This window comes from Streptomyces sp. NPDC097107, assembly GCF_044762405.1.
Taxonomy (GTDB): Bacteria; Actinomycetota; Actinomycetes; order Streptomycetales; family Streptomycetaceae; genus Streptomyces; species Streptomyces thinghirensis.
In genome coordinates, this window is record NZ_JBIWEF010000010.1 from 52560 (window position 1) to 64737 (window position 12178).

Consider the following 12178-nt stretch of genomic DNA (forward strand, 5'->3'; position numbering starts at 1 on the left):
CGTGCGATCTGGTGTACGCCAGGGGGGTGAGGGCGGCAAGAGCGCGTCCGCTGTCAAGCGGGGGATCGTGACCGCGTCGTGACCAGGTGGGTACGCCGGACGGGGCACGTCGAAGGGGCGGTGTCCGCCCGGCGTCACAGCAGCGACGGCACCTCCGCCGCCGACACCTCGCGCGCGGTCCGCTCCAACGCGCTGGCGAGCAGCGCCAGATCCGTCGGACCGTTGCCCAGCTCGCGTACCGGGCGCCGGGTGGGCGGGTCGCCCATGCGGTGCCACTCCAGGGGGACGACGGTGGGCCGCAGGGTCGCCGTCCGCGGGATGCGCCCGGTGACCCGGCCGCCCTGGAACACCAGGGACCGCCCCTCGGCGGAGGCCAGCCGCCCGCGCCCCGGCGCCGGTTCGTCCGGCCCCGGCACCGGCGCCTCCAGGGTGACCCGCAGCGCCGCCCGGCGGGCCGGCTCCGTCTGTTCCGTACGCCCGCCGGGACCGGTGGCGGCCACCAGGTGCACCCCGAGCCGCTCGCCCTCCCGCGCGACGGCCTCCAGCGCCCGCATCACCGACCCGGCCGCGGGCCGCCCGGGCGAGCCGAGCGGGGGAGTGACGAGCGCGTCGAGGTCGTCCACGACCACGACCAGCCGCGGCAGCGGCGGCACGGCTGCCGCCCGGCGCCGGGCGGCACCGGGACGCAGCCGCAGGGTGGAGCTGGGCGGGGAGTCGACGTCCCCGGCGTCCGATATCACCCCGGGGCCGGCCGCGCCCGCCGCCGTGCGCTGGGTGACCATCCGGCCCGACACCTCCCGCCCGGTGTGCCACTCGGCGAAGTCCGACCGTCCGAGCAGCTCGGCGCGCCGTTTCAGCTCGGCGCTCAGGGACTGGGCGAACTCCCGCATGCGGACGGGGTCGTTGGCGGCAAGGTGGGTGGTGACGTGCGGTACCTCCGTACAGACACGGAGCCCTTCGCCGTGCCCGCCGCCCGAGCTGACGCCGTCCCGGCCGTCGATCAGGACGATCCCGAGGCGGTCGGGGCGTTCGGCGGAGGCGAGCGAGGCGACCAGTGCCCGCAGCAGCTCGGTGCGTCCACTGCCGGGCGGACCCTCGACCAGCAGGTGCGGTCCCTCGGCCGCGAGGTCGACGGTGACCGGGCCGCGCGGCCCGGCGCCCAGGACGGCCTGCGCTCGTCCGCCGAGGGCCTCCGTGTCGTCGGCCGCGGCCGCCCACCTGGCCATCAGGGAGGCGGGGGTGGCCCGGGCGAGGCCCAGTTCGTCGAGGAGCCGGGCCGCCTGGGGCAGTGGTGCGGACACGCGCGCGTGGCGTTCGCCGGTCGCGCCGTCGGTGCGCAGCGGTGCCAGTGCGCGCGCGAACCGCTCGGCCCAGGCGAGGGAGACGGCGTCGACCGTGCCGAGGGTGCCGTGCCCGACCGGGCCGGCGGGGGCGGCCTGAACGGCCTGAGCGCCCTGAGCGGCCTGAGCGCCCTGAGCACCCGGGGCACCCGGGGCGCCGGGGGAGGTGCCGGTGCGCGCGATGCGCAGCAACCGCAGTGCCGTCGCCACGTCGCCGCTGAGCAGCGCCACGGCACCGCACTGCCGGAACACCGGCGACACCGCGCAGGCCGCCTCGTAGGTCTCCGTCACCGGGGAGGTCGGGGAGGCCGCGGCGGTCTCGGCGAGGCACACCACGTAGATGCCGGCCCGCGGACCCTCCAGGGCCAGCCGCGCCATCGCCTCGCGCACGTCGGCACCGCCGGGGTCCCCGTCCACGACGACCACGGTGCGGGGCCCGGCGAAGCCGCCGGCCGGTCCGGTCCCGTCGTCGGGCCGCGCCCAGGAGGGCTGCCGGGCGGCGGCGCCCGCTGCTGCCGGGGCGGCTGCGGGGCCGGCCCGGTGGGCGGCTTGCGTGGGGGTTGCCGGCGGGGTGCCTGTGGCTGCTGAGCGGCCGGTGGTGGGGTCGGATACGGGGCGGTCGGCCCGGTGGGCGGCCTGTGTGGGGGTTGCCGGCGGGGTGGTGTCCGCGGTTGCTGCCCGTCCGGTGGTGGGGTCGGCCGGGTGGGCGGCTTGCGTGGGGGTTGCCGGCGGGGTGCCTGTGGCTGCTGTCCGCCCGGCAGTGGGCCCGGCGGCGGGACCCGCCCCGTGGGCGCCCTGCGACGGAGCCGCCGGCTGGGCCGGGATCGTGCCGGCGGGGGCCGTCGGCCGTGTTCCGGTCCGGGTGTCCGTCAGGTGGTCCTCCAAGCGGCGGAGGAGTTCGTGGGCGCGGGCCGTGGCCTGTTCGCGGTCGTAGGCGAGCAGCAGGCGGCAGTCCTGGCCGTGTCCCGGGCGCAGCTGCGGCAGCCAGCCCAGCCAGGACCACTCGGCGACCCGCTCGTCGAGCGGACGGGAGCGGTCCGCGCTGATCAGGACGATCTCCAGGACGTCGGGGGAGTGCAGCGCGGCGAGCTGGGCCAGCACCGCGCGGGCCAGCCCGGAGAGCCGCGCGCGCGGGCCCGCCAGCCCGAGCGCCCCGACCTCGCGCAGCCCGGCGGTCACCGGGACCGCGGGCAGCGGAGCGCCGTCGCCGGGCGCCACCCGGTCGGCCGTGCCGAGCCGCACGGTGAGCGCCTCCGGGTGGTCCGGGCCGCGCTCCCACAGCCGGGGACCCGGACCGAGCGCCGTCAGCAGCAACGAGGCGGGGTCCGGCCAGGTCTCCGGCGCGCGGGAGGTGCCCGCGGGGGCCGTCGGTGCCGGTCCGGCGGGCGGCTCGTCGGACGCGTACGTGCCGGACCCGGTGGTGTCCTGGGCGGAGCCAAGCCCGCCGGCCAGCCGTCGCGCCCACGCGCCGAGCCCACCGCGCCTGCGCACGCCCTGGGGTACGTCGGTGCCCCGCAGGGGCGTTCCCTTGCGCCCGGTGCCGGGGTGCGGGCCGGGGGCACCCGCGGGTCCGGGCTCGTCGGAGGGGGCGGTCCCGGCGGCGTCCGCGCCGGGAGCGTCGCTTCCGTACGCGCCCGCTCCGTACGCGCCGCCGTGCGTGTCGCCGCCGGCGGGGGCCGGTCGGGGCGTGCCCGCCGTGGGGCCGGTGCCGTGGCTCTCGATGCGGGGCGCGCCGCCCTGACCGGGCACCTGGCGCTCGGCCGGCGCCGCACCGGTGCCGTGGTCCGCCGTGCCGTAGGCGTGGTGCGTCCGGGCGGCGGGGCCGTCCCACCCGTCGGTCCCGGCTCCGCGTGCCGGGCCGTCCGGCCTGCCGGACCTGCTCGCGAAGCCGTCCGGCGTGCCCGCCGTGTGCGGGGCCCCGTCCGTCCCGCCCGCCGTGCGTGGGTGCGTGCCCGCCCTCCCGGTCGTGCGCGCGGGGCCGTCCGTCGCAGGGGTCGGGTGCGGGGAATCGTCCGTGCCGCCCGCCTTACGCGCGGGACCGTGCGCCGTGCTCGCGTCCCCCAAGGGCGCGTCTCCCTGCTCCCCGTCGGCCACGCGCGCGTGGACCACCTCGTCGCCGGCGCCCGTCCCGGCGGCGGACGGGAGTGTCCGTGCACCGGACAGCCGTACGTGCCCCTCGCCGTCCGGGGTCGTCGCCACCCGCGCCTGCGCTCCCCGGGGGACCGGTACGAGCCGCAGGGCCGACTCGCCGATCCGCAGCAGCGCACCCGGCACGAGGCGGACCGGGCGGGTGCCCACGCGGGTGCCGTCCAGAGTGGTGCCGTTGGTGGAGCCGAGGTCGGCGACCGAGACGTGGCCGTCGGAGGCGACGGTCACGGCGCAGTGCATCCGGGAGACGTCCGGGTCGTCGAGCGCGACGTCTGCGTCGGCCGAGCGGCCGAGCTGGATCTGGCCGCCGTGCAGCAGGTGGACGCCGCCGGCGTCGGGACCGGCGACCACGTGGAGCTGGGCCGGGACGTCGGCCGGCTCGGTGTGCGGGTCGGGCTCGCCCGGGGCGCCCAGGCAGAGCACGGCGCCGTCGGTCAGCGGGGGCTCGCCCAGGGTGCTGCGCTGGGCGTCGAGCCGCTGCGCGCCGGCGTGGAGCACCACCTGGCCGGAGCCCGTGCCCTCACCACCGGGGAGCGCCGCGGCCAGCGCGGAGGCGACCGCGGCCAGTGCCGTGCCGGCCGGTGCGGTGACCAGCACGTCGCAGCTCGCGGCGCGGCCCCCCACCGAAGCATGCGGGCCCAGCGGGTCTACGACGGTCAGCCGGATCTGCATCGCCGTCAGCGGTCCCTTCGCGCGGGCGCCCGCGCGCCGGGAACAGAAGCCGTCTACCACGGTCCCCCACCGCGGACTTCCCCCACCGCCACACGAGCACGTCGGCCAGTACTGCACGCATCCTCGCACCTGCCACTGACAACACGCCCGTCGCCCGTCATCAAATGATCTTGATTGGTCGCCTCTGCCCGCAAAAGTGCCTGACAGGTGGCGTCCCGGTGATCGAATGGCGTTCGCTTGAGATCGGTCACGTCCGGGCCCGGCAACCAAGGGACCGGGTCGAGCGTCTTTCCCTCGAATATGCACCTGAACGGGTACCGGACACGGAACGCAAGACGTACCTGCGGACCAATGGGAACCCCACAGAACGACGACAACCCGGTGCCGGGACCACGGCACTACAGTGGGTCGGAACAGCCAGCAAGCAACAGGGAGCGCATGACGTGCGGCCGGTAGGCAGCAAGTACCTCCTCGAGGAGCCCCTCGGCCGCGGCGCCACGGGCACCGTCTGGCGGGCCCGTCAGCGGGAGACCGCGGGTGCCGAGGCGGCCGTGGCCGGACAGCCCGGCGAGACCGTCGCGATCAAGGTCCTCAAGGAGGAGCTCGCGAGCGATCCCGACATCGTGATGCGCTTCCTGCGGGAGCGCTCCGTCCTGCTCCGGCTGACCCACCCCAACATCGTCCGGGTCCGCGACCTGGTCGTCGAGGGGGAGCTGCTGGCACTCGTCATGGACCTCGTCGACGGCCCCGACCTGCACCGCTACCTGCGCGAGAACGGGCCCTTCACCCCGGTCGCCGCGGCCCTGCTCACCGCCCAGATCGCCGACGCCCTCGCCGCCAGCCACACCGACGGCGTCGTCCACCGCGACCTGAAGCCGGCCAACGTCCTGCTGAAGCAGACCGGCGGCGAGATGCACCCGATGCTCACCGACTTCGGCATCGCCCGCCTCGCCGACTCACCCGGCCTCACCCGTACCCACGAGTTCGTCGGCACGCCCGCGTACGTGGCGCCGGAGTCCGCCGAGGGCCGCCCGCAGACCTCCGCCGTCGACGTGTACGGCGCCGGGATCCTGCTGTACGAGCTGGTCACCGGCCGGCCCCCGTTCGGCGGGGGCTCCGCGCTGGAGGTCCTGCACCAGCACCTGAGCGCGGAACCGCGCCGCCCCTCCACCGTCCCCGACCCGCTGTGGACGGTCATCGAGCGCTGCCTGCGCAAGAACCCCGACGAGCGCCCCAGTGCCGAGAACCTCGCCCGCGGCCTGCGCGTCGTCGCCGAGGGCATCGGCGTGCATTCGAGCAGCGCGCAGATCGGCGCCGCCGAGAACGTCGGCGTGCTCCTCGCGCCCGACCCCGCGCCCGCGCAGGTACCGGGCGCCCCCGGCGGCGCGGACCCGACGCAGGTCCTGCCGCAGAACCCGAACGGCGCCTACGACCCGAACGGCGCGACCAGCGTCCTGCCGCACACCGGCAACGCCTCGGGCGCCGCCGACCCCACCGCCGTACTCCCGAACCGCGGCGCGGCCGACCCGACCGCCGTCATGCCGCCGGTGCCGCCGGGGCAGCCGGGCGGACCGGGGCAGGGCCAGGGCGGGCAGCCCGGTGGACCCGACGACCCGCACCCCTGGCAGAACCAGCTGCGCGCCGCCCGCGACCGCAACGAGCAGACGCAGGTCCAGTACCTCGACCCGAACCAGGACCCGCTGCGCCGCCGCCCCCAGCGGCAGGTCTCCCGTCCGCCGCAGCAGCCACACCAGGCTCCCCAGGGCCCGCCGCCCCAGCAGCCCGGTTACGGCTATCCGCAGCAGCAACAGCCGCAGCGGTACGCCACCCCGCAGCCCCAGCAGCCCCGGCCCCAGCCGCAGCGGTACGCCCCGCCGCCCACGCCCGAGCCCCAGCCGCCCCGGCGCGAGCCCAGGCCGCCGCGGCAGCGCGGCGCCAACCCGATGCGGATCCCCGGGCTCGGCTGCCTCAAGGGATGCCTGTTCACGCTCGTCATCATGTTCGTGGCCGGCTGGCTCATCTGGGAGCTGAGCCCCCTGCAGGACTGGATCGGCACGGGCAAGGGCTACTGGGAGCAGCTCAGCGACTGGTTCACCACCGTGACGGACTGGATCGGCGACCTGGGCGGCGGCAGCGGCTCGGGCGGCGGGACCTCCACCGGCGACTGAGCCGTCGGCGGACCGGGTTCGGGCCGAATCCGACGACGAGTCAGGAGATTTGTCGACACCTGGCGGGTGATTTCCGCCTCCGCTGTGAAGGTTGGCTCCCCGGACGCGTACTTTTAGCGCAACACGCGTCGGTAGGAGCAGCCTTGGCACGGAAGATCGGCAGCCGGTACACCGCCCACCAGATCCTCGGTCGGGGCAGTGCCGGCACGGTGTGGCTGGGTGAGGGGCCCGAGGGGCCCGTCGCGATCAAGCTGCTGCGGGAGGACCTGGCGTCCGACCAGGAGCTCGTCTCGCGCTTCGTGCAGGAGCGCACCGCCCTGCTCGGCCTGGAGCACCCCCACGTCGTCTCCGTGCGCGACCTGGTGGTCGACGGCAACGACCTCGCCCTGGTCATGGACCTGGTCCGCGGTACGGATCTGCGCACCCGCCTCGACCGGGAGCGGCGCCTGGCGCCCGAGGCCGCGGTGGCGGTCGTCGCCGACGTCGCCGACGGCCTGGCCGCCGCGCACGCCGCCGGGGTCGTGCACCGCGACGTCAAGCCCGAGAACGTCCTGCTCGACATGCAGGGCCCGCTCGGCCCCGGCGGCTCGCACCCGGCCCTCCTGACCGACTTCGGGGTGGCCAAGCTCATCGACACGCCCCGGCGCACCCGCGCCACGAAGATCATCGGCACGCCGGACTACCTGGCGCCGGAGATCGTCGAGGGCCTGCCCCCGCGCGCGGCGGTGGACATCTACGCGCTGGCCACTGTCCTGTACGAGCTGCTGGCGGGCTTCACTCCGTTCGGCGGCGGCCATCCCGGCGCGGTGCTGCGCCGCCATGTGACCGAGCGCGTCGTCCCCCTCCCCGGCATCCCCGACGAGCTGTGGCAGCTGCTCGTGCAGTGCCTGGCCAAGGCGCCGGCCTCCCGGCTGCGCGCCTCCGAGCTGGGCGCCCGGCTGCGCGAGCTGCTGCCGATGCTGGCCGGGATGGGCCCGCTGGACGTGGACGAGCCGGACGCGGAGCAGGAGGAGGACGCGCCCGAGGAGCCGCCGGCGCCGGCCGCGCCCGCGGGGGAGCCGGTGCGACGCCGGGGGGCGGTGCCCCTGGTGCCGGGGGCGAAACCCGCCGACTCCAACCGCGACACGCACACCTCCATGCGCGTACCGGCCCCCGACGAGCTGGCCGGCGGCGCCCGCGGCACCGCCCGGGCCCCGCGCGCGTCCGGCGCCCCGCGCCCCGGCTCGGCCCGCAACCGCGCCACCGCGCGGCGCCGCCGGCTGGCGTTGGGCGCGGGCGCGGTCGCCCTGGTGGCGGCGATCGGCGTCGGTACGTGGCTGGCCACGGGCGGTGACGAGGGCGGCACGGGCCCCCAGGACACGCGGAACTCGGCGCCGGCCTCCCCGTGAGTTCTCCGCCGGGCCGGGAGCGCCGTGGCCGGCGCCGTCCGTTACGGCCCGGCGAATACCGGTGGACGGAGCCGTTACGCTGGTTGCGTGGCAGTCGTCGATGTATCCGAAGAGCTGAAGTCCCTCTCCTCGACCATGGAGTCGATCGAGGCCGTCCTGGACCTCGACAGGCTGAGGGCAGACATCGCCGTGCTCGAGGAGCAGGCGGCCGCGCCGTCCCTCTGGGACGACCCGGAAGCGGCGCAGAAGATCACCAGCAAGCTCTCCCACCTCCAGGCCGAGGTGCGGAAGGCCGAGGCCCTGCGCGGCCGGATCGACGATCTCGGCGTGCTCTTCGAGATGGCCGAGGAGGAGGACGACCCGGACACCCGTGCCGAGGCCGAGTCCGAGCTCACGGCCGTCAAGAAGGCGCTGGACGAGATGGAGGTCCGCACGCTGCTCTCGGGCGAGTACGACGCCCGTGAGGCGCTCGTCAACATCCGCGCCGAGGCCGGTGGCGTGGACGCCGCCGACTTCGCCGAGAAGCTTCAGCGGATGTACCTGCGCTGGGCCGAGCAGCACGGCTACAAGACCGAGATCTACGAGACGTCGTACGCGGAGGAGGCCGGCATCAAGTCGACCACCTTCGCCGTGCAGTCGCCGTACGCCTACGGCACCCTCTCCGTCGAGCAGGGCACGCACCGCCTGGTGCGCATCTCGCCGTTCGACAACCAGGGGCGCCGCCAGACCTCCTTCGCGGGTGTCGAGATCCTCCCCGTGGTCGAGCAGACCGACCACATCGAGATCGACGAGTCCGAGCTGCGGGTGGACGTGTACCGCTCGTCCGGTCCCGGCGGCCAGGGCGTGAACACCACCGACTCCGCGGTGCGGCTCACCCACCTCCCCACCGGCATCGTGGTCTCCTGCCAGAACGAGCGCTCCCAGATCCAGAACAAGGCCACCGCCATGAACGTCCTCCAGGCCAAGCTCCTGGAGCGGCGCCGCCAGGAGGAGCAGGCCAAGATGGACGCCCTCAAGGGCGACGGTGGCAACTCCTGGGGAAACCAGATGCGTTCGTACGTGCTGCACCCGTACCAGATGGTCAAGGACCTGCGCACCGAGCACGAAGTGGGCAACCCCGAGGCCGTGTTCAACGGCGAGATCGACGGTTTCCTGGAGGCCGGCATTCGCTGGCGCAAGCAGCAGGAGAAGTAGCGCGAAAGCGGGAACGCCGCTTTGTCGACAAGGCAACTGCCGCCCTCCGGGCGGCGGTTGCCTTTTGTCTGGCCCCTTGTTCGCCGGTGATGTCTGGGTTTTACATCACACTCACACCCATTGTGTCCGGCATACGTCCCTTACCTGGACATCGCGTACGCAACGGCCTTGACGTTGCTTTGAACATTCGTAAGGGTGAGGCGCGGCATGCGTATTTCTGGGGCGCATGTGAACCGGGGGACTTCAGCACACAGCTACCTCCCGTTGATCACGGCCCCCGAGTGCGGCCTCACTGACTAATCGGCTACTGGGGGTAGCAACTACATGACCAAGAAGACGCGCATCCGTGTCGCGCGCATAGCGGCCGGCGCAGTGATCGCGGCCGGCGCCTCCCTGACCGCCGCGGGCGCCGCTTCGGCGCTCGACATCGGCGTGAGCGCGGGTGTCGGCGACACCAACGTCGACCTCGGCGTGAGCGTCGGCGGCGACGACGAGGAGCCGACGGACCCGCCCACCATCCCGACGGACCCGAACCCGACGGATCCCACGGACCCGACGGATCCCACGGACCCGACCGATCCCACGGACCCGACCGATCCCACGGACCCGACGGACCCGACCGATCCCACGGACCCGACCGATCCCACGGACCCCACGGACCCGACGGACCCGACGGACCCGACGGACCCCACGGACCCCACGGACCCCACGGTCCCGACGGACCCGACCGACCCCACGGACCCGGGTAACGGCGGGGACAACGGTGGCAACGGTGGCAACGGTGGCAACAACACCGACCCCGACGGCGGCAGCAACGACAACGTCGCCCAGGAAGAGGGTTCCTCGGCCCTGACCGACACCGGCGACGAGGCCCAGGCCTCCGACGCCGCCGCCCAGGGCAGCGGTGACGAGCTGGCCGAGACCGGCGCCGCGGAGACCACGTTCCTGTTGGTCGGCGCCGCCACGATGATCGCCGGCGGCATCGGCTTCCGCTTCCTGCCGCGACTGATGAACGGCCGCGGCGCGGCTGCCTGACGGTAGCCGCACGCGTACGCCCCGCGTGCGCGCCCAGAACACACACGAAGGGGCCCGGAGCGCACATCGCGCTCCGGGCCCCTTCCGTGGCCGTGTCCCGGGGCCCGCAGGGCCCTCCGCGGGCGTCAGGCGGTCTGGTGGGCCAGCAGGGCCACCGCCGCGACCAGCACCGCCAGCAGCGCGATCAGCGTCATCGGATTCAGCCCCGCGAAGAAGTTCCCCTGCTGCAGCCGCTCCCGGTTCGCCCGGCACACCGGGCACCTGCCCTCGCTCACGGGCGCCGCGCAGTTCGCGCACACCAACCGGTCGTACGTCATGCGCTCACCCTCCTTGCCGCCGGCTCCGTCCGGACAACGCCCGCACCGACGCGAACGTTCCCCCTTCCACTGTGCCAGGTTCCGAGAGACCCCGCGCGCCCTCGCTCCAGGGACAAAACGCGCAACTGATACACAACCCCGACCGGTGACTGCGGTCGGCTCCCCGGTTCGCGTATGGTCACGCACATCTACCCCCGGCGACCCGTGGTGCATCCGTGATCCGATTCGACAACGTCTCCAAGGTCTACCCCAAACAGAACCACCCAGCTCTCAGGGATGTCTCCCTGGAGGTCGAGAAGGGTGAGTTCGTCTTCCTCGTGGGGTCCTCCGGCTCCGGAAAGTCCACCTTCCTGCGGCTGGTCCTCCGCGAGGAGCGGTGCAGCCACGGGCAGGTGCACGTTCTGGGCAAGGACCTGGCCCGCCTGTCCAACTGGAAGGTGCCGCAGATGCGGCGCCAGCTGGGGACGGTGTTCCAGGACTTCCGTCTGCTGCCGAACAAGACGGTCGGCGAGAACGTCGCCTTCGCGCAGGAGGTCATCGGCAAGTCCCGCGGCGAGATCCGCAAGTCCGTGCCGCAGGTGCTCGACCTCGTCGGGCTCGGCGGCAAGGAGGACCGCAGGCCCGGTGAGCTGTCCGGCGGTGAGCAGCAGCGCGTCGCCATCGCGCGCGCCTTCGTCAACCGGCCCAAGCTGCTGATCGCGGACGAGCCCACCGGCAACCTCGACCCGCAGACCTCCGTCGGCATCATGAAGCTGCTCGACCGCATCAACCGGACGGGCACCACCGTGATCATGGCCACGCACGACCAGAACATCGTGGACCAGATGCGCAAGCGCGTCATCGAGCTGGAGAAGGGCCGCCTCGTCCGCGACCAGGCGCGCGGCGTCTACGGCTACCAGCACTGACGACGAGGAACGGAAAGGCTTAACGAGACGCCATGCGCGCCCAGTTCGTGCTCTCGGAGATCGGTGTCGGTCTTCGCCGCAATCTGACGATGACCTTCGCCGTCATCGTCTCCGTCGCCCTGTCCCTGGCCCTGTTCGGCGGTTCGCTGCTGATGAGCGACCAGGTCAACACCATGAAGGGCTACTGGTACGACAAGGTCAACGTCACCGTCTACCTCTGCAACAAGAGCGACGCGAAGTCCGACCCCGCCTGCGCCAAGGGTGCGGTGACCGAGGACCAGAAGAAGCAGATCCTCGCCGACCTCGAAGAGCTGTCGGTCGTGGACAAGGTGACGTACGAGTCGCAGGACGAGGCGTACAAGCACTACAAGGACCAGTTCGGCGACTCGCCGCTGGCCAGCTCGCTCACGCCGGACCAGATGCAGGAGTCCTACCGGATCAAGCTGAAGGACCCGGAGAAGTACCAGGTCATCGCTACCGCCTTCGACGGCCGGGACGGCGTGCAGTCCGTCGCGGACCAGCGGGCGACCCTGGACAGCCTCTTCGAGCTCCTCAACGGCATGAACTGGGCGGCGCGCGCGGTGATGGCGCTCATGCTGGTCGTCGCGCTCATGCTGATCGTCAACACGGTGCGCGTCTCGGCGTTCAGCCGACGGCGTGAGACCGGCATCATGCGGCTGGTCGGCGCCTCGGGCTTCTACATCCAGGCGCCGTTCATCATGGAGGCGGCGGTCGCCGGGCTCATCGGCGGCGCGGTCGCCTGCGCGTTCCTGGTCGCCGCGCGGTACTTCCTCATCGACCACGGGCTCGCCCTGTCCGAAAAGCTGGCCCTGATCGACTTCATCGGCTGGGACGCCCTGCTGACGAAGCTCCCGCTCATCCTGGCCACCAGCCTGCTGATGCCCGCGTTGGCCGCGTTCTTCGCGCTGCGCAAGTACCTGAAGGTGTGACACATACCAAGAGGGCCGAACGGTCAAGCGACCGTGCGGCCCTCTTGTGTTGTCCTAGACT

Annotated in this window: 8 protein-coding genes; 6 read left to right on the forward strand and 2 right to left on the reverse strand. The window is 73.8% G+C overall.

From position 1 onward, the window contains the following. Positions 1–134: 134 nt before the first annotated feature. A complete protein-coding gene (locus ACIQ1J_RS23875) occupies positions 135–4160 on the reverse strand; it encodes an FHA domain-containing protein (RefSeq protein WP_403560228.1) in 4026 nt (1341 codons plus the stop codon). 443 nt (positions 4161–4603) lie between these two features. Between ACIQ1J_RS23875 and ACIQ1J_RS23880 the strand changes: the two genes are divergently transcribed. The 4 genes from ACIQ1J_RS23880 (at position 4604) to ACIQ1J_RS23895 (ending at position 9945) form a co-directional block, all read left to right on the forward strand. Next, positions 4604–6328: a serine/threonine-protein kinase gene (locus ACIQ1J_RS23880; protein WP_403559812.1), complete on the forward strand. Its 1725-nt coding sequence runs from the start codon at positions 4604–4606 to the stop codon at positions 6326–6328. A 143-nt stretch (positions 6329–6471) separates the two neighbouring features. Further along, positions 6472–7716, forward strand: coding sequence for a serine/threonine-protein kinase (locus ACIQ1J_RS23885; protein WP_210960756.1), 1245 nt, complete (start codon positions 6472–6474; stop codon positions 7714–7716). Positions 7717–7803: 87 nt separating this feature from the next. After that, positions 7804–8910, forward strand: a complete 1107-nt coding sequence (gene prfB / locus ACIQ1J_RS23890; protein WP_403559815.1) for a peptide chain release factor 2 — start codon at positions 7804–7806, stop codon at positions 8908–8910. 324 nt (positions 8911–9234) lie between these two features. Beyond that, complete coding sequence (locus ACIQ1J_RS23895; RefSeq protein WP_403559817.1) at positions 9235–9945, forward strand: hypothetical protein; 711 nt, start codon at positions 9235–9237, stop codon at positions 9943–9945. Positions 9946–10070: 125 nt separating this feature from the next. Here the strand turns inward: ACIQ1J_RS23895 and ACIQ1J_RS23900 are convergent, their stop codons facing one another. After that, entirely contained in the window at positions 10071–10262 is a 192-nt protein-coding gene (locus tag ACIQ1J_RS23900; RefSeq protein WP_210960753.1) for a hypothetical protein, read from the reverse strand. 215 nt (positions 10263–10477) lie between these two features. On the opposite strand from ACIQ1J_RS23900, the gene ftsE reads away from it, so the two are divergent. Next, positions 10478–11167 (forward strand): cell division ATP-binding protein FtsE, encoded by a 690-nt coding sequence (ftsE, locus tag ACIQ1J_RS23905; protein WP_053131878.1) that lies wholly within the window; start codon positions 10478–10480, stop codon positions 11165–11167. A 32-nt stretch (positions 11168–11199) separates the two neighbouring features. Then, positions 11200–12117, forward strand: coding sequence for a permease-like cell division protein FtsX (gene ftsX, locus ACIQ1J_RS23910; protein WP_403559820.1), 918 nt, complete (start codon positions 11200–11202; stop codon positions 12115–12117). Positions 12118–12178: the final 61 nt, after the last annotated feature.